24 protein-coding genes are annotated in these 22686 nt (G+C 37.6%); 16 read left to right on the forward strand and 8 right to left on the reverse strand.

Annotated features, from left to right (window positions below; genetic code table 11):
- Positions 1 to 179 precede the first annotated feature (179 nt).
- On the forward strand, positions 180 to 695 hold the full coding sequence (locus AB3G38_RS04985; protein ID WP_367867395.1) for a hypothetical protein: 516 nt from the start codon (positions 180 to 182) through the stop codon (positions 693 to 695).
- Positions 696 to 750: 55 nt separating this feature from the next.
- Here AB3G38_RS04985 and AB3G38_RS04990 read toward each other — a convergent pair whose 3' ends face one another.
- Both AB3G38_RS04990 and AB3G38_RS04995 read right to left on the reverse strand, forming a co-directional pair.
- Positions 751 to 1281, reverse strand: a complete 531-nt coding sequence (locus AB3G38_RS04990) for an RNA methyltransferase (RefSeq protein ID WP_367867396.1) — start codon at positions 1279 to 1281, stop codon at positions 751 to 753.
- Between the two features lie 15 nt (positions 1282 to 1296).
- Positions 1297 to 2448, reverse strand: coding sequence for a galactokinase (locus tag AB3G38_RS04995; protein ID WP_367867397.1), 1152 nt, complete (start codon positions 2446 to 2448; stop codon positions 1297 to 1299).
- Positions 2449 to 2591: 143 nt separating this feature from the next.
- Here AB3G38_RS04995 and AB3G38_RS05000 point away from each other — a divergent pair, with 143 nt between their 5' ends.
- The 7 genes from AB3G38_RS05000 (at position 2592) to AB3G38_RS05030 (ending at position 8638) form a co-directional block, all read left to right on the forward strand.
- The gene (locus tag AB3G38_RS05000) at positions 2592 to 3617 is read left to right on the forward strand and encodes an aldose epimerase family protein (protein WP_367867398.1); all 1026 of its coding nucleotides are present in this window, start codon (positions 2592 to 2594) and stop codon (positions 3615 to 3617) included.
- A 10-nt stretch (positions 3618 to 3627) separates the two neighbouring features.
- Positions 3628 to 4197 carry an NADPH-dependent FMN reductase gene (locus AB3G38_RS05005; protein WP_367867399.1) on the forward strand — a complete coding sequence of 190 codons (570 nt, stop codon included), beginning with the start codon at positions 3628 to 3630 and terminating at the stop codon, positions 4195 to 4197.
- A 27-nt stretch (positions 4198 to 4224) separates the two neighbouring features.
- Positions 4225 to 4881 (forward strand): DsbA family oxidoreductase, encoded by a 657-nt coding sequence (locus tag AB3G38_RS05010; RefSeq protein WP_367867400.1) that lies wholly within the window; start codon positions 4225 to 4227, stop codon positions 4879 to 4881.
- 3 nt (positions 4882 to 4884) lie between these two features.
- The gene (locus tag AB3G38_RS05015) at positions 4885 to 5511 is read left to right on the forward strand and encodes a phosphatase PAP2 family protein (protein WP_367867401.1); all 627 of its coding nucleotides are present in this window, start codon (positions 4885 to 4887) and stop codon (positions 5509 to 5511) included.
- Between the two features lie 142 nt (positions 5512 to 5653).
- On the forward strand, positions 5654 to 7522 hold the full coding sequence (locus tag AB3G38_RS05020; protein ID WP_367867402.1) for a TonB-dependent receptor plug domain-containing protein: 1869 nt from the start codon (positions 5654 to 5656) through the stop codon (positions 7520 to 7522).
- Between the two features lie 85 nt (positions 7523 to 7607).
- Positions 7608 to 8324 carry a pirin family protein gene (locus AB3G38_RS05025; RefSeq protein ID WP_367867403.1) on the forward strand — a complete coding sequence of 239 codons (717 nt, stop codon included), beginning with the start codon at positions 7608 to 7610 and terminating at the stop codon, positions 8322 to 8324.
- Positions 8325 to 8326: 2 nt separating this feature from the next.
- Complete coding sequence (locus AB3G38_RS05030) at positions 8327 to 8638, forward strand: hypothetical protein (RefSeq protein WP_367867404.1); 312 nt, start codon at positions 8327 to 8329, stop codon at positions 8636 to 8638.
- 77 nt (positions 8639 to 8715) lie between these two features.
- On the opposite strand, the gene AB3G38_RS05035 is transcribed toward AB3G38_RS05030, so the two are convergent.
- Positions 8716 to 9150: a YtxH domain-containing protein gene (locus tag AB3G38_RS05035; protein ID WP_367867405.1), complete on the reverse strand. Its 435-nt coding sequence runs from the start codon at positions 9148 to 9150 to the stop codon at positions 8716 to 8718.
- 221 nt (positions 9151 to 9371) lie between these two features.
- Entirely contained in the window at positions 9372 to 9827 is a 456-nt protein-coding gene (locus AB3G38_RS05040; protein WP_367867406.1) for a DoxX family protein, read from the reverse strand.
- 147 nt (positions 9828 to 9974) lie between these two features.
- On the opposite strand from AB3G38_RS05040, the gene AB3G38_RS05045 reads away from it, so the two are divergent.
- The 5 genes from AB3G38_RS05045 (at position 9975) to AB3G38_RS05065 (ending at position 17101) form a co-directional block, all read left to right on the forward strand.
- Positions 9975 to 10322: a hypothetical protein gene (locus AB3G38_RS05045; RefSeq protein WP_367867407.1), complete on the forward strand. Its 348-nt coding sequence runs from the start codon at positions 9975 to 9977 to the stop codon at positions 10320 to 10322.
- A gap of 52 nt (positions 10323 to 10374) precedes the next feature.
- Positions 10375 to 12999 (forward strand): glucosidase, encoded by a 2625-nt coding sequence (locus AB3G38_RS05050; RefSeq protein WP_367867408.1) that lies wholly within the window; start codon positions 10375 to 10377, stop codon positions 12997 to 12999.
- Between the two features lie 33 nt (positions 13000 to 13032).
- Complete coding sequence (proB, locus tag AB3G38_RS05055) at positions 13033 to 14109, forward strand: glutamate 5-kinase (RefSeq protein ID WP_367867409.1); 1077 nt, start codon at positions 13033 to 13035, stop codon at positions 14107 to 14109.
- A 46-nt stretch (positions 14110 to 14155) separates the two neighbouring features.
- The gene (locus AB3G38_RS05060; RefSeq protein WP_367867410.1) at positions 14156 to 15400 is read left to right on the forward strand and encodes a glutamate-5-semialdehyde dehydrogenase; all 1245 of its coding nucleotides are present in this window, start codon (positions 14156 to 14158) and stop codon (positions 15398 to 15400) included.
- A gap of 195 nt (positions 15401 to 15595) precedes the next feature.
- Positions 15596 to 17101 carry a malate:quinone oxidoreductase gene (locus AB3G38_RS05065; RefSeq protein ID WP_367867411.1) on the forward strand — a complete coding sequence of 502 codons (1506 nt, stop codon included), beginning with the start codon at positions 15596 to 15598 and terminating at the stop codon, positions 17099 to 17101.
- On the opposite strand, the gene AB3G38_RS05070 is transcribed toward AB3G38_RS05065, so the two are convergent.
- Both AB3G38_RS05070 and AB3G38_RS05075 read right to left on the reverse strand, forming a co-directional pair.
- Positions 17091 to 17966, reverse strand: a complete 876-nt coding sequence (locus AB3G38_RS05070; protein ID WP_367867412.1) for a lysophospholipid acyltransferase family protein — start codon at positions 17964 to 17966, stop codon at positions 17091 to 17093. The genes AB3G38_RS05065 and AB3G38_RS05070 overlap by 11 nt on opposite strands.
- A gap of 152 nt (positions 17967 to 18118) precedes the next feature.
- Complete coding sequence (locus AB3G38_RS05075) at positions 18119 to 18580, reverse strand: Lrp/AsnC family transcriptional regulator (RefSeq protein ID WP_367867413.1); 462 nt, start codon at positions 18578 to 18580, stop codon at positions 18119 to 18121.
- Positions 18581 to 18802: 222 nt separating this feature from the next.
- Between AB3G38_RS05075 and AB3G38_RS05080 the strand changes: the two genes are divergently transcribed.
- Together AB3G38_RS05080 and AB3G38_RS05085 are read left to right on the forward strand one after the other, a co-directional pair.
- Positions 18803 to 19681 carry an RNA polymerase sigma factor RpoD/SigA gene (locus tag AB3G38_RS05080; RefSeq protein WP_367867414.1) on the forward strand — a complete coding sequence of 293 codons (879 nt, stop codon included), beginning with the start codon at positions 18803 to 18805 and terminating at the stop codon, positions 19679 to 19681.
- A 17-nt stretch (positions 19682 to 19698) separates the two neighbouring features.
- Positions 19699 to 20091 carry a hypothetical protein gene (locus AB3G38_RS05085; RefSeq protein ID WP_367867415.1) on the forward strand — a complete coding sequence of 131 codons (393 nt, stop codon included), beginning with the start codon at positions 19699 to 19701 and terminating at the stop codon, positions 20089 to 20091.
- 69 nt (positions 20092 to 20160) lie between these two features.
- Here the strand turns inward: AB3G38_RS05085 and AB3G38_RS05090 are convergent, their stop codons facing one another.
- Complete coding sequence (locus tag AB3G38_RS05090) at positions 20161 to 20481, reverse strand: hypothetical protein (protein WP_367867416.1); 321 nt, start codon at positions 20479 to 20481, stop codon at positions 20161 to 20163.
- A 130-nt stretch (positions 20482 to 20611) separates the two neighbouring features.
- Between AB3G38_RS05090 and AB3G38_RS05095 the strand changes: the two genes are divergently transcribed.
- The gene (locus AB3G38_RS05095) at positions 20612 to 21424 is read left to right on the forward strand and encodes a mechanosensitive ion channel family protein (RefSeq protein WP_367867417.1); all 813 of its coding nucleotides are present in this window, start codon (positions 20612 to 20614) and stop codon (positions 21422 to 21424) included.
- A 9-nt stretch (positions 21425 to 21433) separates the two neighbouring features.
- Here AB3G38_RS05095 and AB3G38_RS05100 read toward each other — a convergent pair whose 3' ends face one another.
- The gene (locus tag AB3G38_RS05100; RefSeq protein WP_367867418.1) at positions 21434 to 22663 is read right to left on the reverse strand and encodes a multidrug effflux MFS transporter; all 1230 of its coding nucleotides are present in this window, start codon (positions 22661 to 22663) and stop codon (positions 21434 to 21436) included.
- Between the last annotated feature and the right edge of the window lie 23 nt (positions 22664 to 22686).

Below are 22686 nucleotides of genomic sequence, written 5' to 3' on the forward strand. Positions count from 1 at the left end.
AGATCAACCTCAACCAGGGAATAAAACAAGGACAAACAATAATAACTATTACTAACCAAAAGAAGAGCCGTTCCATATTCATGGGCGGCTTTTTAATTAAAATTAATTTAACAGGTCAATAATTAATGATTATTTCTATATTAGTATAGTTATTTTGCGTTTATTCTTTATTTAATCATATGAAAAGAAATAATATTCTGCTTTTATTGTTACTGACCACAACAATGTCTTTATTGAGTTCCTGCATGAAAACAGAGCAGGAACCAACTATCATTGTAGATCCGCCACCTATACAACTGGTTGCTTTCACTGCAATCGGAAAAGATGGCAAACCCCTGTTACAATCCAAAATGGATGTAATTTCTCTTACTTATATCAATAAGATAAATGGCAAAGAAGTAAATGTTAGCAGTAACGTTTACCAGGTTCCCGACGAATCCATAACTGAGCCATTAAAAAAATACAATGGAATATTCATTGGTAGTGATCTCAGACAACATGCAATTTCTGGTCAAAGTCCAGGAAACGAATTCGAGTTTGCTGTGAATGGAAAGAAAATAGGTACTATATTTTACGAGTGTGATCTTTCACAGGGTGCCAACTTAAAAACTAAATCCTTTAAATTTAATGGTGAATCTGTTGTTGCAGATGAGTTTAAAGAATTTCCATCTATATACGTGATCAAATTAAAATAGATCACCATTGTAACTCCGTCAGAGGTTCACCAAAATTAGTGAACCTCTGACGGAGTTACAATCTTAGCTTAGCATAGAAATCCCACAATACGATTCCGGCAGAGATCACGATATTAAAAGAATGTTTAGTACCAAACTGAGGTATTTCAATACATTTATCAATTTGCCCCATTACTTCATCGCTCACCCCATTAACCTCATTTCCAAAGATCAGTGCATATTTTTTAGCCTGATCTGGTTTAAAAGTATTCAGCATAATGCTGTCTACAGCTTGTTCTATAGCTATAATTTCATACCCGTCTGCCCGTAAATCTTTAATGGCATCCAGCGTTTCTTCATAATGTACCCAGGCTACAGATTGTGTTGCGCCAATGGCCGTTTTCTCAATCTCACGATGCGGTGGCTGTGCGGTGATTCCACAAAGAATAATTTTCTCTATGGCAAAACCATCTGCTGTTCTGAAAGCAGACCCCACATTATTCATACTGCGCACATTATCCAGTATCACAACTACCGGTAGTTTATCCTGTTCTTTAAATTCCTTTATACCTACACGGTTTAATTCAGTTGTCTTTAATTTCTGCATGGCGCAAAAATAGAATTAAATTGTGGTAGCTCCATCGCCAATTTCACTGATATACACATCTGGTGCATAACCAATACGTTCTGTATAGTAAGCGGTCAGTTTTTCTCTGAAATCTGCTTCTGCATCTTTTTTCAGCAGTGCTATTGCACAACCGCCAAAACCAGCACCTGTCATTCTTGCTCCTGTAACTTCAGGATAACTTGCACAGAATTCTACTACAGTATCCAGTTCCTTACCTGTAACTTCATATAAATCTTTCAATGATTGGTGTGAAGCATACATTAAACGGCCAAATTCATCCAGATCGCCATTATTTAATGCTTTTGCAGCAAGGTTTACCCGGTCATTTTCTTTGATGACATGGGTAGCTCTTTTCAGGATAGTTTCATCTTTAATCAGATGGCTGTGTAAAGCGAATTTATCAGCAGTTAATTCACATAGATTGTTCAGCGTGATTTCCTGATTCAACGCTTTAAGTGCAGCCTCACATTCTGCTACTCTTTCATTATATTTAGATTCTGCGAGTTCTCTTGGTTTATTTGTATTAATAATGGTTAACACATGATCTCCAAGATTACAGTCTACGATTTTATATTTCAGGGTGTCACAATTCAACACAATTGCTTTATCTTTTTCTCCGAAAGCAACAGCAAACTGATCCATAATACCACTGTTAACACCAATAAACTCATTTTCTACTTTCTGAGCGAGTTTTACTAACGCTAAACGGTCATAATCAAGACCCAGATAAGCCGTAATTGCATAAGCAGTTACAACCTCTATAGAAGCTGAAGATGACAGCCCAGACCCAACCGGGATATTCCCAGCATATAAAAGGTCGAAACCTACCGGGATCTGGAAGTTTTTAAGAATTTCATTGAAAACTCCTAATGGATAGTTATACCATGATGTGCCTTCTTTTTCATAGGCAGGTTTTAAAGGGATAATCGCTTCTTCAGGGAAATTCACACTTTTAAAACGGATGACCTGATCGTTATTTGGAGCAAGACAAAGCCACGTACCCAGTGTAATTGCACAAGGCAATACTAAACCTCCATTATAGTCAATATGTTCACCGATCAGATTTACGCGGCCGGGAGTAAAATAAGTAGCAGCCGGTTGCTGGCCGTAGGTATCAAAGAATTTACTGGATAGTTCAGATTTCATTACTGTTTATAGTTTGGTTGATCAATGGAACAACAGATACTCGTCAAAAAACAAATTTAAACTGATTAATGTTCATTCGGGTTTAAGATTTGCTGGTATTATTTGTAGTATTGTTATTGTAAATATCGACTAATATACGTTTTATGAAAGAAAATCAAATTAGCACCGGGCGATTTATTGATGATAAAGAAATCTTTGCGGTAGAGTTAACCAACAGTCTTGGCAGCAAGGTGAAAATATATAACTACGGAGCTATTGTCAGTGAATTTATTGTAAAGAATGCAATAGGAGAGAAACAAGATATCGTATTAGGTTTTGATGATATTGATGGTTATCTGAATGAAGATTATCTGGCTAATGACTATCCTTATCTCGGAGTTATTGTCGGGCGTTATTCTAATCGGATTAAAGACGGAAAATATAGTATTGATGGGGTAGACTATGAAATGACTCAAAGTCTTCATGGTGGTTTAGCTGGTTTCGATAAAAAAGTATGGGACATTCTACCTACTGTCGGTCCGAGTTTAACTTTACAATATGTGAGTCCGGATGGGGAGGAAGGCTTTCCTGGTAATTTAACAGTTCAGCTTACCTTTAAGTTGTCTGATGCGAATGAATTAATTCTTGATTATAAAGCGGTTACTGATGCACCTACAGCGCTTAACCTGACACACCATACTTATTTCAACTTAAATAAAGAGGGTAAAAATATAGCTGATCATTCTTTAAGAATTCCTGCCAGTAATTATCTGGCGCAAGATAAGGATTATGTAGTGACCGGTGCACTGGTTCCTGTTGCAGGTACTAGTCATGATTTTCTGGGTGGTAAGACCATTGGGCAGGATTGGAATATAGAAGAAGGTTATGATCAGAGTTTTGTACTCGATAAACCTTATGGCGAATTAGGACTGGCTTCGGAAACTACGGAAGCAACTTCAGGATTAAAACTTGAAGTTTATACGACAGAACCTATTGCCCATTTCTACACTGCGAAGTATCTGAATACCGCTACTGGTAAAGGAGGAAAGGCTTATAGCCCATATAGTGCTTTTTGTATAGAGACGCAGCATTATCCGAATAGTGTAAATGTTCCGGAGTTCCCGACTACAATTTTGCGTCCTGGACAAACTTATGCACAAACCACAATTTTTAAAGTAAGTCATACTTAAATAAGCGACTATGGATCAGTTGAAAATCATCAGTGCTACGGTCAGACCGGGAAGAAAAGGTCCTTTAGTGGCAGAATGGATTGCCGGAATCGCAAGAAAATCAGGTGCTTTTGAGGTGGAGTTAATAGACTTAGGTGTACTGAATCTGCCCTTAATGGATGAGATCAATCATCCTTCGATGCAGAAATATGAGCATGAACACACCAAACAATGGAGTGCAAAAATTGAACAAGCTGATGCTTTCATATTTGTAACCGGTGAATATGATTTCGGATATCCTTCGCCCTTAAGAAACGCATTGGAATATCTGTACAAAGAATGGAATTATAAAGCTGCCGGAATAGTTAGTTATGGTGGTGTTTCTGCTGGGACAAGAGCTGCTAATGCGCTGAAAAATGACCTGAGTACTTTTAAAATGGTACCTTTGTACGAGGCAGTCAATTTTTCTTTCTTCACAGAGTTGATTAATGAAGATGGCATTTTTGTACCTCATGAGCGTTCAGAAAAGGCAGCACAAGTGATGCTAAAAGAACTAGTACGCTGGACAAAGGGGTTAAAATTAATCAAGGCTGACGTATAAAAGGTTAACCTTATAAATGAATATAGAATGAAAGTAGATATCTGGTCGGATGTTAATTGTCCGTTTTGTTATATAGGGAAGAGAAAGTTTGAATTAGCATTGGAGCAGTTTGAGCATAAAGATAAAGTTAAAGTCGAATGGCATAGTTTTGAGCTGGATCCAAATGCAGAAACCAAACCAGAACTGAATGCTTATGATTATCTGGCAGAAAAAAAAGGACAAACCAGAGAATGGTCAGTGCAAATGCATGAACAGGTAACTGGTGCAGCTGCTGAAGTGGGTTTAAAGTTTAATTTTGATCAGGTTGTAATCGCCAATTCATTTAACGCACACAGACTGATTCAATTAGCCAAATCCAAAGGTCTTGACAATGAAATTGAAGAGCAATTATTTATTGCACACTTTACTGAAGGAAAAAATATTGATGATGCTGCCGTTTTAATTGAAACAGGTAAAGCTGCCGGATTAGATCAGAATGACATCGAAGCCTTGTTATCAGATAATACTTTTACTGAAGAAGTACGTGCAGACGAACAGATTGCACAGCAAATTGGTATCAGCGGAGTTCCGTTCTTTATTATTAATCAAAAATTAGCAGTGTCTGGTGCTCAACCTCCTGCAACGTTTTTAGGGGCTTTGGAACAAGCCTGGACTAACAGCATGTCTGAGGAAGAGCAATTCTAGATAATGAGTAGCTTTTTTAAAAAATATATAGTGGTATTGCAGCTTGGTTTTTATGCTGCAATACCACTTCACTCAATTGCACAGGGCGGTTTATCTCCCGATAATCCTATTCAGAAAATTGATAACAGGATTATGATTGATCTTTCTGAACACAGGACACCAGAAAAAACTAACGTGTTCCTATTCTTATCTAAGTATAATAACCTGGTTAATGCAGCAGTTCCTGCAGGCATATTTGCAGCTGGTGTTATTGACAATGATAAAGGAACCCGCCAGAATGCAATGTATATTGCCAGCAGTTCTGCTGTTAATTTATTACTGACCCTGGTTATTAAGAAAATTGTGAAACGCCCCAGGCCTTTTCTGGGACAGGTTAAAATCAGCGCAGTGTATTACCCAGGGCAAACTTCTTTTCCTTCTGGTCATACTTCTTCTGCTTTTACAACGGCAACTGCATTAACACAGGTTTATCATAAATGGTATGTGATTGCGCCTGCTTATTTATGGGCATCTTCTGTTGGGTATTCCAGAATGTATTTAGGAGTCCATTATCCTTCTGATGTAGCTACCGGTGCATTGGTTGGTACAGGAACTGCACTTGCTATGGGTTTTTTAAGACCAGGACATTAAACTGATCTTTCAATTAATCATGCTTACTATAAGTTAATCTTCTTTTGTAAATAAATAAATTAAATCTCCTGATTGGTTAAATAGAAGAGTTCCAAACAATGTAATCACGTATTGCCTATATTCGCTGCAATTTTAATCGAATATGAAGAAAATGATACCTATGCTGGTTACATTGTGCCTGTCTGCGGGTTATGCAGCAGCGCAAAATGATACCACAAAAAATCTAAACGAAGTGATGGTCAGAGAGAACCGCCTGAAACTTCCGTTCTCTAAACAAAATCGTAATATCTGGATAATTGATAATCAGCAGATCAAGAATTTGCCATCAAGGTCAATTAGTGAATTACTGAGTTATGTAACGGGGGTTGATGTCCGTCAACGCGGACCTGGTGGAGTACAAGCCGACATCAGTATCGATGGCGGAACCTTTGACCAGACTCTTGTTTTAATCAATGGGATTAAAGTCTCAGATCCGCAGACGGGTCACAATATGATGAATTTACCGGTTTCTGTAGATGATATCGACCATATTGAAGTATTAAGAGGTTCTGCATCCCGCATATATGGTACAAATGCCTTAACAGGAGCAATTAACATTGTCACTAAAACTGTAACCAGAACTGGTGTTTCTGCAAATGTATTTACCGGAAGCAGTTTTAAAAAGGATGAAGTTAGTGGAGATACTTATGCAAATTATGGTATCCGCGCTACCGGGACATTAGCATTAAAAGAATCCAGCCACTTATTTTCTGCTGGACAGGAAGCCGGAAATGGATACCGTTATAATACTGCTTTTAATAATCAGAAGTTCTTTTACGAAGGTAAAGTCAATGTAGGAAAAACAGATCAACTGGAAATTACTGGTGGATATATTCATAATAAATTTGGTGCAAATGGTTATTATTCAGCTCCGGGTGATAAAGAAGCCGAAGAAACAGTAAAAACAGCAATTGCAGCAGTGGCTTATAAAACACAGCTGACTTCTTTCTGGAGTTTAATGCCAAGATTGAGTTATAGAAACAATGTTGATGATTATCTATACATCAAACAAACCCCTGATAAATTCCACAATCATCATGTTACCCAAGTATTAAGTGCTGAACTGAACAATAGTTTTCAAACTGGAATCGGTGAATTTGGTCTGGGAATTGAAGCGAGAAAAGAAAAAATCAATAGTACAAACCTGGGTAAAAGAAACAGGGATAATGCAGGCATATATGGAGAATATAAGTTTGACCTGGTAAAGAATTTGCTGATAAATGCAGGAAGTTACGTGAATTACAATTCTGATTATGGGTGGCAGGCTTTTCCTGGCATTGATGCCGGATATAATTTTTATGGAAACTGGAAGGTTTTTGTGAATGTTGGAACAGGACAACGCCTACCGACTTTTACTGATCTTTACTACAAAGGGCCAACTAATATTGGAAATGACCAGTTACAGCCAGAAAAATCCCGATATGCTGAGGGAGGAATTAAATACAATTCCACGCATTTTGTATTAAATGCAAGTTTGTTTAAACGCAGGATTACCAATTTCATTGACTGGGTGAAGGATAAAACGACAGATCCGTGGCAACCTAAGAATTTCAGTGAACTGAATACTATGGGGTATACGCTAAGTGCAGATTATAATACTGGAGCACTGGAGAATTCTGCTTTCAATAGCTTAAGATTTGGTCTGGCTTATACTTATCTTAATCCTAAGATTAAAACAACCTTACCTGAAGCCAATATCTCCCGTTATGCTGTAGAATCTTTGAAAAATCAATTGACTGCTACTGTGAATGCAGAGTTTTTGAAAGTAATGGCATTAACAGTAACCGCAAGGTATTGTGAACGGATTAATTATAAAGATTATACGGTAATGGATGCAAGGCTGACTTATAAATTAAAGCGCGGCAGTATTTATGCCGATGCTTCAAACCTATTCGATGTTAACTTCATCCAGGCCGGAGCGGTTCCTATGCCTGGTGTATGGGCAACACTTGGTTATAAAATTGCTTTATAGCATTTTTATTTATTTCTTATTCTATGGTAAGATGCAACAGGGTTATTGGAAGTAAATTTGTATAACAAACCAAAAGAATAAGAATATGGCACAAACAGTTTTGCATACTGCAACCTCAAGAGGTGGAGCAGATCATGGATGGTTAAAAAGTTATCACACTTTTAGCTTTGCTAGTTATTACAACCCTGAAAGAGTAAATTTTGGTGCATTAAGAGTTTTAAATGATGATGCAGTAGATGGAGGAAGAGGTTTTGGAGAACACCCGCATGATAATATGGAGATTATTTCTATTCCTTTATCCGGGGCATTAGAACATAAAGATAGCATGGGTAATATCGGGACTATTGAACCAGGAGAGATCCAGGTCATGAGCGCCGGAACCGGAATGTACCATACAGAGTATAACAAAAATAAAGATCAGACAGTTAAATTTTTGCAGATCTGGGTATTCCCGAATAAAAGGAATGTAGAACCAAGGTATGATCAGGTAAAAATTGATACTCCTGAAAAACCAAATACTTTGGTACAGATCTTATCGCCAAATCCAGATGATGCTGGTGTATGGATTCATCAGGATGCCTGGTTCAATTTAGGAAAACTGGAAAAAGGAAGTCAGATAGCTTATTCCTTGCAGAAAAAAGGGAATGGTGCTTATATCTTTGTTTTAGAAGGTGATATTGAGATCAATGGTCAGCCATTATCTGCCAGAGATGGTTTTGGAATCTGGGACACAGATAATTTCACTATAAAAGCATCTGCCGATGCTGAATTTTTGATTATGGATGTTCCAATGGAATTCTAATTATGGAAAACAGGACAGAGATTTTAGTAGTTGGCAAGCACGAAGACATTTTAAAGACCATACTCAGGTTATTAAATACAGAAAGTTCATGGCATGCTGAAGGGGTTTCCAGCTGTGAAGAAGCTATTGCTAAATGTAAATCTCATGCTTACGCTGTATTATTGATTGGCGGTGGGTTAACGGAGCTGGAAGAAGTGAAGCTGAAGGCTGAAATCAAGTTAATGTATCCTGCAATACATATTATTTCACATTATGGTGGCGGGAGCGGGTTACTTTATGCAGAAATTCATATTGCACTGGGTACTACGAACTAAATCTAATGCTATCTATAAACATAAAAAAACCGGCAGATCGCCGGTTTTTTTATGTTTATTATTCTAACCAGAATAAATTAAGCGTTTTCTATATCACTTTTTACAGCATTCGCTGTATCTTTAATCTCTTCTTTAGCATCCCTGATATCACCTTTAGCATCGCTGAATTTAGATTTTACAGTTTCAACTGCTCTATCTTTTAAATCAACAAGTTCATCGGCTCCGTTTTGCAGCTTTTCACCGTAAGTCTGATATTTATTTTTTGCAGTGTCGGCTATTTGATCCGCACCGTCTTTTAGCTTTTCTTTATAAGTCTGTAATTTATCCTTTGCATTATCTGCAAGATCTTTAGTCTTGTCTGCTAAGAGATTTCTGGTTTCTGATCCGCTGCCAGGTGCAAATAATACTCCTAAGGCTGCTCCAACCGCTAATCCAGCTAATAAAGCTACAACAACAGGAGTTTTATCAGTTTGCTTGCCTAAGTGGTCATTAATTAATTTTTTGTAATCCATGGTAATTAGTTTTTTATGATTAAAATGTATTAATTTCAAGTTGGTAAACAGATTTGTTGTAATTATGTTTACAGTTTATACTGTTCAAAAACCAGTCCATTTTGGATATTTGAGAAAAATAAATAATATAAAATCTTTTTCTTCTGCTGTATACACCAGCATATAATAAAAAAACGGCCCCTGACGAATCATAAGGCCGCTATACTATCTAATTGAACCTGTTAGCTTTCAGAAGTAACAGGTTTTCTAACTGTTTCAATAGACAATACACCATCCCCCTCAATCAGAAAGCAGATTAAGCCAGCCAGAACCAGGCAGGAAAGCCAGAATTCCGAATAAGGTCTGAATATTTGCTGTTGTTGTGGGAAATTAACATAGAAAACTGCAACCATTAATATTGGGATAATTAACAGGCAGAACAGGCGTGTATGCGTCCCTAAAGCAATGAGCAGACCGCCAATAATATGAAGTGCTATAATTAAGTGTGCGATTAAACTGATGGACACCGCTGTACCCAAACCCGAATCTTCCATCAGGACGGTAAATGCGTGTAAATTGAGTGCAAATGCAACTCCTTTCCAGATCAGTGTTATGCCTAAAACTATTCTCAGATAGTCCAGCCATTTCGGATGGTGGTGATCCCCCCAGTCCTGAATTTTTGATAGTAGGTTCATCATGATGTTATATTTTGGTTATATCAATATACGAAATAATCTCCTGTATATCAAGCTATATAAGGTTACTTATGTTGCTTTTGCGACCGTTTGATTAATATGCCCGATAACAGATTAAATTAAATAAATTTGCATCCTTATAAATTATACATGATCGAGCCAACATTATATTACGAAACCATCAACAGGAACGCAGTCCTGATCAAAGCAAAAAAACCATTTTATGACTGGATCAACTATGTAGACCCTGAATTCCCGGTAATAGATAATGATGAAGGCACTGTATACCTGATCAAGGAACAGAAAACAAAAGCAAAAATTGAAAGCTGGTTAAAGAAAAACTTTGATCAACTGTTTAAAAATGAACTTAGAGACTACCATACAGATGAGAATGACTGGCCTCAGAAACGTACTTATAAAGTTTTCCAGGAATGGTTCACCGTTGAAATATCGTCAATGATCGTTGATCTTCAAGATACTGATATTGTAAAAAATTAAGCTATTCTGTGATCCTTTCTTTAATTCGTTTAACAATCGTTATTATTGAAATATGAACTCCAAAGAACAGCTTAATCCGGAACAGCAGCGCCTCAGCAGTCATTATAATCAGGAAACCAACTGGCTTAAGTGGGGGCCTTATGTAGCTGACCGGCAATGGGGAACCGTAAGAGAAGATTATAGCACTAATGGAGAACCATGGGATTATACAACCCATGATTCAGCGAGAAGTAAAGCTTATCGCTGGGGTGAAGAAGGAATAGGTGGTTTTAGTGATGACCAGCAAAATCTATGTATTGGACTGGCGCTTTGGAACGGTAAGGATGCAATTCTTAAAGAACGTTTGTTTGGCCTGACCAATGGTGAGGGAAATCATGGGGAGGATGTAAAAGAGTTATACTATCATCTGGATAGCAGCCCTACACACAGCTATATGAAAATGCTGTATAAATATCCATTTCAAGCTTTTCCTTATGAATCGCTCTTGAGTGAAAATGCAAAGAGGAGCAAAACGCAATCAGAATATGAATTGATTGACACTGGTTTGTTCGATCATGATGAATACGGAGATGTTTTTATTGAATATGCTAAAAACAAAGAAGAGGATCTGCTGATTAAATACACAGTATTTAACAGAAGTTCTGCTCCGGTAACCTTAGATGTGATTCCACAGGTCTGGTATCGGAATACCTGGTTTGATGGACAGCATGGAGCTAAACCTGAAATCCTGAACCAGGGTAATCACACGCTACTTTTAAGGTCTGATAATATTGGAGATTACCATTGTTATACAGATGGTAATCCGAAATTTCTGTTTACTGATAATGAAACCAACAATCAGCGTCTATATCAATCTGATAATGTGAGCCGTTATGTGAAAGACGGAATTAATGAGTACATAGTTAATGGAAATCAAAATGCAGTTAATCCCGATAATTTAGGGACAAAAGCAGGTATCTGGCATCATTTAACTATTTCTGCCGGTGAAAGCAGTACAATCAGAATCAGGCTTAGCAAGAATAAAATAACGCAGCCCTTTAATGATTTTGAAGAAATATTTTCCCTTCGTTTGCAAGAGACTGACACTTTTTATGCAGTTAAGCAAGCTGACACCACTAATGAAGATGAAAAATCTATGCAGCGTCAGGCCTGGGCCGGAATGTTCTGGAACAAGCAGTTTTACAGTTTTGATGTAAATAGATGGCTGAATGGCGACACAGGACAACCAGCTCCACCAAAACAAAGAAGAACTGGCAGAAACTCACACTGGAAACATTTTGTCGCTAATGATATTCTTTCTATGCCAGATAAATGGGAATATCCATGGTTTGCGGCATGGGATCTTGCTTTTCATTGTATCAGCTTTGCGCCTTTAGATCCTGATTTTGCAAAAGAACAGTTAAGATTAATGGTTAGCGCCAATTATATGCACCCAAGCGGTCAATTACCTGCTTATGAATGGGATTTTGGCGATGTAAATCCTCCGGTTCATGCGATGGCAACATGGCATGTATATCTTGCAGATAAAGCAGTTAAGGGTAAAGGAGATATTAACTTCCTGATAGAGGTTTTCAATAAACTGCTGCTCAATTTTACCTGGTGGGTAAATCAGAAAGATAGTGAAGGAAATAATATTTTTGAGGGTGGTTTTCTTGGCCTCGATAATATCGGGGTGTTTAACCGGAGTCAGCCAGTACCTGGTGGCGGTTTTCTGGAACAGGCTGACGGCACTAGCTGGATGGCCATGTATGCATTAAATATGCTGCAGATCAGTATGGAGCTTTCGCTTCATTTTGATGTATTTGAAAGTATGGCTATCAAATTTTCTGAACACTTTTTATATATCGCGGGTTCAATTTCTAATATGGGAGAGGATGCGATAGGTTTATGGGATGAGGAGGATGGTTTTTATTATGATATGCTAAGAAAACCAGACGGATCTGCCGACAGGTTACGCCTGAGAAGTCTGGTTGGGCTGATCCCTATGTTTGCCCAGATTGTATTTGATGAGAGTAAATGGGGTAAGCTGCCAAAATTAAAGGAGCGGCTGGAGTGGTTTATGCTCCAAAGGCCTGATCTGGTTCAACTGGTAAGTCATTGGACAGACACTAAAGGGAGTGACCAGCATTTACTTTCTTTGTTAAGAGGTCACCGGATGAAATTATTACTCAAGCGTATGCTGGACCCAAATGAGTTTCTTTCGGATTTTGGCATCCGCTCTGTTTCTAAAGCTTACTGCGAATATCCTTTTAACTATCAATTGGATGGTATGGACTATACTGTAAAATATATTCCCGCTGAAAGTGATTCTGGAATGTTTGGCGGGAACAGTAATTGGCGCGGCCCGATGTGGATGCCGGTTAATTACCTGATTATCGAGTCCCTTAAAAATTTCCAGGAGTATTACACTGATGATTTTAAAGTAGAATGTCCAACTGGCTCAGGTCAGTTTTTAAGCCTTAAAGAAATTGCGGCTTTATTAAGTAAAAGGTTAAAGTGCATTTTCCTGAAAAATGATGCCGGTGAACGACCCGTATCGGGTGGGAACCCTAAATTTAACCATGACCCTTATTTTAAAGATTATATATTATTCCATGAATATTTCAATGGCGATAATGGCAAAGGGCTTGGCGCCAGTCATCAGACTGGCTGGACAGGCTTGATTGCAATGCTTTAGTTCTTTATTTTTAACCTTTACGCTCCATAAATTATGGCTGTTGCCTATAAAAGAATCGTTGTTAAAATCGGTTCAAATGTCCTCACTCAACCTGATGGATTGCCTGATCATGCCCGGATTGAACACCTTGTTGGTCAAATTGCTGACCTAAAAAAAGCCGGTATTGCAGTAGTTGTAGTTTCTTCTGGTGCCGTTGCCGCTGGCAGAAGTATGATCAGCATATCTGAAAAACAAGATGCTGTTGCAGCAAGGCAGCTTTTAGCTTCCATCGGACAAATTAAACTGATTAATACTTATTTATCCCTGTTTGAGAAACAACAGATGCTTTGTTCTCAGGTATTGGTCACCAAAGAGGATTTTCGTGATCGCAAGCATTACTTAAATATTAAAAACTGCTTGTCTATTTTATTGAAGCATCAGGTTATTCCTGTGATCAATGAAAATGATGTGGTGTCTGTTACAGAGCTGATGTTTACGGATAACGATGAATTAGCAGGACTGGTGGCATCTATGCTGGAAGCAGATGCTTTGATTATCCTTTCTAATGTAAATGGTATTTACAATGGGGATCCGAAATCGCCCGATTCCAGTGTGATCAGAGAAATCAGGAAAGATGATCATATTGGTTCTTTTATTAATACCTCGAAGTCTGGCTTAGGAAGAGGTGGGATGGTGACTAAATTAGGAATGGCACAAAAAGTTGCAAAACTAGGTATACCTGTTTATATCGCCAATGGCACCCAGAATAATATTCTAACTGATTTAATAGCCCAAAAAGCAGATCATACCTATTTTGTACCGGAAAAGAATACTTCAGGGAAGAAAAAGTGGATTGCACATTCTGAACATTCTGCCACTGGAAGTGTTCAACTGAATAAAGGTGCTGAAGAAGCGCTGATTTCAGGTCAGGCCCGCAGCTTATTACCAGTTGGTATAACGGAAATACTCTCACCCTTTCAAAAAGGAGATATTATCCGCCTGCTGGATGAAGACGGGAAACTGATAGGCTTGGGGATAGCAGATTACGGTTCAGATAAAGCGAAAGAAAGAATAGGACAGAAGGGACATAAATCTTTAGTTCATTATAATTATTTTTATGCTGTAAGCTAATACAGCATTCCGATATGACAACATATTGGCTCTAAATGAAAAGAAAATGGAATATCAGTTATATTTTGAAAACGCCTTAAAAGCGAGCCGTACCTTATGCCGTTTAGATCAGCTGGCAGTTAATGAAATTCTGAAAGATCTCGCAAATCAGGTGAAACTGTTTGCAGAAGATATATTATTTGCGAATGATCTGGATTTAAAGAAAATGTCTGCTGAAGACCCTAAATATGACCGGTTAAAACTAACCAGAGAGCGGCTCAATGATATCGCTCAGGAAATATTAAATGTGGCTCAGCTGGAAAGCCCGCTTGCAGAAGTCATAGAGGCGAATACACTTCCAAACGGTTTACATTTGTCTAAGATCAGAGTCCCGCTGGGAGTGATAGGGGTTATTTATGAAGCCAGGCCTAATGTGACTTTAGATGTTTTTTCCCTCTGCTTCAAAACAGGAAACGCAGCCGTATTAAAAGGAGGTAGTGATGCTGAATTTTCTAATCAGGCGCTGATTAAAATCATTCATCAGGTTCTGCTTAAGCATGGTGTGGATATTCATGTCGCAGTATTATTACCTTCAGAAAGAGAGGCAACTGCGGCATTGTTAAATGCAACAGGTTTTGTAGATGTTTTAATCCCAAGGGGCAGCCAGGCATTAATCAATTATGTACGCGAACATAGCAATGTACCGGTAATTGAGACAGGGGCAGGGATAGTCCATACCTATTTTGATTTATCAGGTGATCAAGAAAAAGGGAAGGCAATTATTTTCAATGCTAAAACCAGAAGAGTAAGTGTTTGTAATGCGCTGGACTGTTTGTTGATTCATACCGGACGTTTAGATGATCTGTATATGCTAATTGCACCACTAGCGGCAAAATCTGTTCATATTTATGCAGATCCTGAAGCCTTCGAAGCCTTGGAAAGTCTGTATCCTGAGAATTTATTGCATCACTCTAATCCTGAAGATTTTGGAACGGAATTTCTGGATTATAAAATGGCTATTAAAACAGTAAAAAGTCTGGAAGATGCTTTATCGCACATTGCTCTTTATAGCTCCAAACATAGCGAAGCGATAATTGCAGAGGATGAAAATCAATTACTTACATTTTTAAATGTTGTAGACGCTGCTGCTGTTTATGCGAATGCGTCGACCGCATTTACCGACGGCGGACAGTTTGGCCTTGGTGCTGAGATTGGGATCAGTACTCAAAAACTTCATGCAAGAGGACCAATGGGACTTAAAGAACTAACAAGTTATAAATGGGTAATTAAAGGTAACGGGCAAATTCGTTAATTTAAATACATATTTTATTAAAAAGACCTGATTCTGACAATTCTAAGTCAAAATCAGAACAGAATCAGGATCAATTTTACGTTTTATCAGATACTGGTAAAAATATTACTTATTAAATTGAAATTTAGGACTCTTTTACCGGTCATTATATTAATTTTGTGGCCGATATAAAGAGAATAAATTATCTATCCTTTCATGACCAGTAAAAGTACTAATTCAGATAAAGCAGTTGATGTCGTGTTAATTGGCGCCGGTATTATGAGCGCAACACTTGGTGTACTACTCAAAGAACTCTCACCGGATTTAACTATACAGATTTTTGAACGGCTTGATGTCGCGGCAGCAGAAAGTTCTGATGCCTGGAATAACGCAGGAACAGGGCATTCGGCCTTTTGTGAATTAAATTACACCCCCCAACTAGCAGATGGTACAGTAGAAACTGATAAAGCTGTAGCTATTGCTGAATCCTTTGAAGTCTCGAAACAATTCTGGTCATTTCTGGTACAGAATAAACTAGTTGATTCTCCTGAAACTTTTATTAAAAGTATTCCGCACATGAGTTTTGTATGGGGAGCGGATAATGTTGCCTTTTTGAATAAACGTTTTAACAATTTACAAGAATGTGAATTATTTAAAGAGATGACTTATTCCGAAAATCCGGAACAACTGGCGCAGTGGATGCCTTTGGTAATGGAAGGAAGAAATCCTGAGGAAAAAGTAGCTGCAACAAGAATGATGCTGGGTACAGATGTAAATTTTGGCGCTTTAACCAGAATGATGCTGACGACTTTGCAAAGCAAGCCTGATGTGGCAATGGACTTTAACCAGGAAGTACGTAAACTAAAACAAAAAGATGGTTTATGGGAAGTTAAAGTAAAGGATGAAGAAACTGGTAAAAGAAAAACAGTAAAAGCTAAATTTGTTTTTATTGGTGCTGGTGGTGGTTCTCTTCCTTTATTAGAGAAATCTGATATTCCCGAAGGAAAAGGTTTCGGCGGTTTCCCGGTTAGCGGGCAATGGTTAAAATGTGTGAATCCAGCTGTAATTGAACATCACCATGCTAAGGTATATGGTAAAGCATCAGTAGGTGCCCCACCAATGTCTGTTCCTCACCTGGACACCAGGATGATTGATGGTAAAAAGGCTTTACTTTTTGGCCCTTATGCAGGATTCTCCACACGCTTCCTAAAAAACGGATCCTTACTGGATCTTCCGCTATCTATCAAAGCAAATAATATCCGTCCAATGATCGCAGCAGGTCTTGATAATCTGCCATTGACAAAATACCTGATAGATCAGGTCAGACAATCACCTGAAGATCGTATGGAGGCATTGAGAGAATACCTTCCAGCAGCTGAAATGAAAGACTGGGAGTTAGAAACTGCAGGTCAGCGTGTACAGGTTATCAAAAAAGATGAAAAACACGGTGGTATACTTGAATTTGGTACTGAAGTGGTTGCTGCCAGAGATGGCTCTATAGCCGCTTTATTAGGTGCGTCACCAGGTGCCTCAACAGCAGTGTCCATTATGATCAGCTTAATGAAACGTTGTTTTAAAGAAGAAATGGAAAGCGAAGAATGGAAGACTAAGCTAAAACAAATGATTCCTTCTTATGGCAGGACTTTAAGCGATGATTCACAACTTTGTAAAAACATTCGTGCACAGACAACACATGCACTTAATCTTCAGATTACTGAGTAGGCTGATGTTTCCAGCGTTTATGACTCCACAACCAGTAAGCAGGCTCGTCTTCAATTAGTTTTTCTAACAGGCGGGTATGCTTCTGGGTTATTTCATTAACAGGAGTTTCAGCGGGGTTAGTACATATAGGTATACACTCTACCTCATAATATCCTCTTTTCACTTTTGTAAGCTGAATATAAAACACAGGTCTATTGGTTTTTACAGCAATTTTCTCCATTCCTTGTTGAACAGAAGTCTGCTGATTCAGAAAAGAAGTCCAGTAATGAGATTCACTTTTTGGCGGGGCCTGGTCATTACCAAATAAAAACATAGTCGGCTTTCCTTTAGTCTCTGTCAATACTCTTAAGGTTTGACGCATGGGTACTACTTTATTTCCAAACCTTGTTCTCATTCTCTTAAAAAAATCATCAAAAACTTTATTGGATAGTGGTTTATAAATGGCGTAAGTATCACATTTCAAAACAAGTCCGATAGATAAAGCTCCCCATTCCCAATTACCATAATGACCAGAACAGGCCAGAACACTTTCGCCACGTTCAAAATATGAATTAATGAGTTCAATATTCTTGAATTTAAAACGTCTTCGTAACTGACCGCTGGAAATAGTTGCCATTTTAATAATTTCAAAAATAAGACCTGAAAGATATTTGTAGAATTCCTTTTCTATCACAAGAAGTTCTTTCTCATCTTTTTCAGGAAAGGTATTTTTAAGATTTAATCTGACCACAGCTCTGCGGTATCCCAATACATAGTAAATCAGTAAATATACAAGATCTGAAATTACATATAGTACTGGTAACGGCAATAAAGAAAGCAGATAAATAAAAAATATAGCTAGGTAAGAAGCGGCCTTTTTTAACATTAATATGGATTAAGGTACAAACTTAATTTTTTTTCCTCCTTGTTAGGTTACAATTTTTCAGAAATTCAGTAATTTACCTGTTTAAACTAAGTTTAGATGGGCAGATTTCTAAACCAGCTCCCGATTTTATTCTCCAGAGCCGGTTTATTCACTTAAAAATGAAATCCGGTGTCAGTAATGATATTATCAAGTACTAAATAACTTTCAAGCGCCTGCACATTTTTGATATTGGCTATGTTTCTTTGTATGCCCGAAAAAGAAGTATTATCAGTAGTCACAATCTTCAGCCTGATATTATACTCACCAGTAATTGTACAGCACTCACAAACTTCTTTGATCAGTAAAACCTCTTCTTTGAATGTGTTAATGATCTCATCAGAACAATGACTCAGTTTGAGATGAATAAAAGCCAGAACCTCCTGATTTAGTTTTCTACGATTCAGTACTGCAACTGAGGTTACAATATAACCTCTTGCCTTTAACCTCTTTATACGATCACAAATAGTAGTAGTTGATATATTTATAATTCCAGCAATCTGTTTGTGCGGACGTGAATTATCCTCCTGTAAAAGTTTAAGAATAGAAATATCTATTCTATCAAGCATCTTCTCCATAATTATTGTTTTTGTAACTCGTGAATATAGGACATTAATGTTTATTAGATTAAATATTTTAATCTTAGATAAACTTTTTATTCTACGGTTTATTAGCCATAAAATTGATTTGAAATGAATTATTCTCGGTTTAGGCTCTTATAATCGTTAATTTATCGGATTAATACCATCAACTTTCTTTATTCGATTCTTATATACAACTTTACTCAATAACCTAAATGTATGAGAGAATTAAAGATCAGCTGCACGATTACAGGCAGAGACATGGAATCACTTAACAGATATCTTCTGGAAGTGGGTAGAATAGCATTGTTAACGATTGAAGAAGAAATCCAGCTTACTATAAAAATCAGACAAGGGGATCAGGTTGCACTGGATCGTTTAGTGAAAACTAACCTGAGATTTGTAATTTCAGTGGCCAAAAAATATCAGCATCGCGGGTTAAGCCTGGGCGATTTAATTAATGAAGGCAATCTGGGCTTGATTAAAGCAGCCTCACGTTTTGACGATACAAAAGGATTCAGATTTATTTCCTTTGCTGTATGGTGGATCAGACAAGCCATTATGCTGGCCATTTCACAGCAAACGCGTATTATTCGTTTACCTCTGAATATGATCAATTCTATTACTAAAATAAATGGCACAATATCTTCCCTGGAACAGCGACTGGAAAGGCTGCCGACCACAGACGAAATTGCGGGAGAAATGGATATTGAAACTCAGCAGGTAGCAGGCTATTTAAATAAGGTACGCAGATGTATGTCTTTGGATGAAACACTGAAACCTGATTTTAGCAATACATTGCTAGAAGTAACGCCAGCATATCAGCCATATCCTGATCATTTGCTTATTATTGACTCCGATAGAATAGAAGCAACCCAGCTTTTAAAAATCTTAACTAAAAGAGAAGAAAAAGTATTGAGCTTGTTCTTTGGCTTAAAAGGAATGCAACCCTTATCGCTTGATGATATCGCATTGATTTTTAAATTGAGCAGAGAACGTATCAGGCAGTTAAAAGACGGCGGAATAAAAAAGCTGAGGTTAAAACTCCGCAAAGAAAAAGCTGCCAGAACAGATGAAAACAGAGATAGAAATTTATAAATCAAAAGATAAAACTTATGCCATACTTATACTTAGCAGAAAGCTATAATGAACTTGATTTGCTGACCAGGTTAGTTTATAAAATAGAAAATATCGAAAGGCCATTAAAAGAATTGAATGAAGCCAATTATCTTTCATCCGAATTAAAGCGGATCAGATTTTCAGCTTCGCGGGATGTTCTTATTTTTGGAAGTCATGCAGACAAATACCTGAACTTTCACCTTTGCCAGGTCTACGGACTGCATATCCGGATTATAGATATGCTAAAATATCTGGATGATAAAATGTATTTGTGTGAACGGGATATTTATGCTTATAAACATTGCAAAATCTTTCACCTTGAACTAGGCAATCTTGCGGTTTTTTATGAGAAGCTTGGTAAAATGATAGTTAGAACTGAAAACAGGTAACCTGATCAGTTAATAGTGAACTAACTGATTGAGTCACCTGTATATATTGTACTTGCTCCGTCATATCAATTAAACGAATGCCGGGACCGGTGAGCTTGGGTCATTTCCCTGAATTTGATTTCTTCGCACTTGCGAAGGGTCAGTTGGTCTTGCAGGATAAGTATCTTTAATGCCCTTTACAGCTTCATACATCAGGAAGCCTCCCAGAAAGGTTTCTTGTAAACCTATTATCGGATGCTTATAAAAACATCTGATACCTCTTTGAAAAATATAAGCGCCGGCTATAATTGATACCAGCCGTTTAGCCGTACCCAGATTTTCTGCATTATTGGTAGTCAAAATCTTCTTAGCGGCTAAAATGGTTAAGTTATGAGTGATTTTGTTTAACATGTGTTCTCTATTATTTCTATATGAATTCAACATCCGTGCCATCTTTTTGTTTTGTAATCCTGGATATTCTTAAACCTTTCGATGGAGATTACGTTATTATTTAATCAAATAAGGATTTAAAGATTCAATTATGAAATTAGCTGATCAGAACAATAGTGACTTACTTTATGATAGAGCAATTACCTGGCTTGTAGAAAAAGGACCTAACATTCTTATAGGAATAGCAGCCTTATCGGTTGGATTATGGCTTATTAAAATTTTCTCCCGATGGATCAAAAAAAGATTCTATAATAAGGATGTCGATCCTTCTTTAAAACCCTTTTTCATCAGCCTTTCCGTCACAGCACTCCGCGTTTTGCTTGTATTTACAGTGATGCAATTTATCGGCATACAAATGACTGTATTTGCAGCATTAATTGGTGCATTGGGAGTTGCAGCAGGTCTTGCTTTATCAGGGACATTACAGAACTTCGCAAGTGGAGTACTTATTCTGATGCTTAAGCCATTTAGAGTAGGAGATAATATTATTGCACAAGGTCAGGAAGGAACTGTAACTGATATTGAGATCTTTTACACAACGGTTACTACTTTTGACAACAGGGCAGTAGTTATACCCAATGGAAAATTATCAAACGAAGTGATTATCAATATCAGCACCAAAGGAAGCCGGAGGCTGGATATTGAAGTTAAGTTTAGTTATGGTATAGATTATGATCAGCTGCTGAAGCTAATTACACAAACCATTAATAATTCATCAGACCTGCTAAAAGATCCTGCCCATCGGATAGGGATTTCATTACTGGAAGAAACAGGATATAAAGTAATGATTAGTGTCTGGTTAAAATCACATGGGTTCAATGACGCTAAACTTCTCTTTCAGGAAAAGTTAATGGAGGCATTCAAAAAAGGGGGTATTCCGCTTCCGGGCACCACCCCCAAGTAAATAGTAATACTAATGCAAAGATATCACCGTACTGTCTTTGTCCAGTTCTACTTTATGTTTGATATTCTTTCTTCCAAAATAGAGAATTGCTAAAGCCAGTATCGAGGTTGACGCCATAATTGACACCATAGGTACTGACGAATGTGCATCAAACAAACTTACAGCAACTGAAGCCAATGTACCCAGCCCCATTTGAATTGCTCCCATTAAAGCCGATGCACTGCCTGCATTTTTAGTAAAAGGTGCTAAAGTAAGGGCAGAAGCATTAGGGCTGGCAAAACCAAGACAACTTAAGAATATAAACAATAAAATAATTGTTTCTGTCAAACCAAACCACCCATTGACACTACCAATAAGGAATACCACACCAGTAATTGCCTGACAGGTTAATGCACCGAATATCAACTGTTCACTGCTGTATTTTCTAAGCATCAGCGTATTGACCTGGCTGGCACCAATTAAACCAATCGATAAGAAGGCGAATATCCAACCATAAGTTTTCTCACTTACAGCAAAAATCTTCATAAATAACAGGGGAGAGCCTGATATATAAGCAAAGAGCCCTCCAAATGCTACTGCCCCGGTAAAGGCATAAGTATAAAACTGTGGTTCTTTTAAAACAGTGATAAAACCCATTATAATAGGTTTTGGCTTTAAAGATATGGTGGTATCAGGTTTATAAGTACCAGGAAGTCCAAAAACACTTGCGATAAGGTTTAGCAGCCCTAATAACATTAACACTAAAAATACAGCATGCCAGCCATACGTAGAAGTTATGTACCCACCAACAGTTGGTGCAATCATTGGAGAAACTCCTACAACCAACCATAATAAGGCAAACACTTTAGCATTCTCATGAACGGGAAACAAGTCTCTGACCATAGCAATTGAAGCTACTGCCGCAGCACAGCTCCCAAGAGCTTGTATACACCGGAGTACGATTAATGCATCAATACTTTGAGTATAAGCACAACCCAAAGAAGCGAGGATATAAATAACTAATCCGATAAATAGCGGTTTCTTTCTGCCAAAACGATCTAACAATGGTCCATAGAGTAACTGCCCAAGGGAAATCCCTATGAAAAATCCAGATAATGATAAAGAAACACGTGCAATTGATGTATTTAAATCTTTAGCAATTGCGGGAAAACCCGGCAAATACATATCAATTGAAAATGGGCCCAATGCAGTAAGTGAACCCAATAAGAGAATAAGGAAGAAATGCTTTTTTTTTGTCATCGAAGATTATTGCGAAGAAAATT

Origin of the sequence: Pedobacter sp. WC2423, from assembly GCF_040822065.1 — a bacterium.
Lineage (GTDB): Bacteria > Bacteroidota > Bacteroidia > Sphingobacteriales > Sphingobacteriaceae > Pedobacter.

What these genes read in the sequence shown, in the direction of transcription:
- AB3G38_RS05065 (WP_367867411.1), top strand. Translation starts at nt 15,596, where the DNA reads ATGACCAGTAAAAGTACTAATTCAGATAAAGCAGTTGATGTCGTGTTA.
- AB3G38_RS05020 (WP_367867402.1), top strand. Translation starts at nt 5,654, where the DNA reads ATGAAGAAAATGATACCTATGCTGGTTACATTGTGCCTGTCTGCGGGT.
- AB3G38_RS05050 (WP_367867408.1), top strand. Translation starts at nt 10,375, where the DNA reads ATGAACTCCAAAGAACAGCTTAATCCGGAACAGCAGCGCCTCAGCAGT.
- AB3G38_RS05000 (WP_367867398.1), top strand. Translation starts at nt 2,592, where the DNA reads ATGAAAGAAAATCAAATTAGCACCGGGCGATTTATTGATGATAAAGAA.
- AB3G38_RS04995 (WP_367867397.1), bottom strand. Translation starts at nt 2,448, where the DNA reads ATGAAATCTGAACTATCCAGTAAATTCTTTGATACCTACGGCCAGCAA.
- proB (WP_367867409.1), top strand. Translation starts at nt 13,033, where the DNA reads ATGGCTGTTGCCTATAAAAGAATCGTTGTTAAAATCGGTTCAAATGTC.
- AB3G38_RS04985 (WP_367867395.1), top strand. Translation starts at nt 180, where the DNA reads ATGAAAAGAAATAATATTCTGCTTTTATTGTTACTGACCACAACAATG.
- AB3G38_RS05100 (WP_367867418.1), bottom strand. Translation starts at nt 22,663, where the DNA reads ATGACAAAAAAAAAGCATTTCTTCCTTATTCTCTTATTGGGTTCACTT.
- AB3G38_RS05085 (WP_367867415.1), top strand. Translation starts at nt 19,699, where the DNA reads ATGCCATACTTATACTTAGCAGAAAGCTATAATGAACTTGATTTGCTG.
- AB3G38_RS05060 (WP_367867410.1), top strand. Translation starts at nt 14,156, where the DNA reads ATGGAATATCAGTTATATTTTGAAAACGCCTTAAAAGCGAGCCGTACC.
- AB3G38_RS05075 (WP_367867413.1), bottom strand. Translation starts at nt 18,580, where the DNA reads ATGGAGAAGATGCTTGATAGAATAGATATTTCTATTCTTAAACTTTTA.
- AB3G38_RS05035 (WP_367867405.1), bottom strand. Translation starts at nt 9,150, where the DNA reads ATGGATTACAAAAAATTAATTAATGACCACTTAGGCAAGCAAACTGAT.
- AB3G38_RS05030 (WP_367867404.1), top strand. Translation starts at nt 8,327, where the DNA reads ATGGAAAACAGGACAGAGATTTTAGTAGTTGGCAAGCACGAAGACATT.
- AB3G38_RS05040 (WP_367867406.1), bottom strand. Translation starts at nt 9,827, where the DNA reads ATGATGAACCTACTATCAAAAATTCAGGACTGGGGGGATCACCACCAT.
- AB3G38_RS05005 (WP_367867399.1), top strand. Translation starts at nt 3,628, where the DNA reads ATGGATCAGTTGAAAATCATCAGTGCTACGGTCAGACCGGGAAGAAAA.
- AB3G38_RS05015 (WP_367867401.1), top strand. Translation starts at nt 4,885, where the DNA reads ATGAGTAGCTTTTTTAAAAAATATATAGTGGTATTGCAGCTTGGTTTT.
- AB3G38_RS04990 (WP_367867396.1), bottom strand. Translation starts at nt 1,281, where the DNA reads ATGCAGAAATTAAAGACAACTGAATTAAACCGTGTAGGTATAAAGGAA.
- AB3G38_RS05090 (WP_367867416.1), bottom strand. Translation starts at nt 20,481, where the DNA reads ATGTTAAACAAAATCACTCATAACTTAACCATTTTAGCCGCTAAGAAG.
- AB3G38_RS05080 (WP_367867414.1), top strand. Translation starts at nt 18,803, where the DNA reads ATGAGAGAATTAAAGATCAGCTGCACGATTACAGGCAGAGACATGGAA.
- AB3G38_RS05010 (WP_367867400.1), top strand. Translation starts at nt 4,225, where the DNA reads ATGAAAGTAGATATCTGGTCGGATGTTAATTGTCCGTTTTGTTATATA.
- AB3G38_RS05045 (WP_367867407.1), top strand. Translation starts at nt 9,975, where the DNA reads ATGATCGAGCCAACATTATATTACGAAACCATCAACAGGAACGCAGTC.
- AB3G38_RS05070 (WP_367867412.1), bottom strand. Translation starts at nt 17,966, where the DNA reads ATGTTAAAAAAGGCCGCTTCTTACCTAGCTATATTTTTTATTTATCTG.
- AB3G38_RS05095 (WP_367867417.1), top strand. Translation starts at nt 20,612, where the DNA reads ATGAAATTAGCTGATCAGAACAATAGTGACTTACTTTATGATAGAGCA.
- AB3G38_RS05025 (WP_367867403.1), top strand. Translation starts at nt 7,608, where the DNA reads ATGGCACAAACAGTTTTGCATACTGCAACCTCAAGAGGTGGAGCAGAT.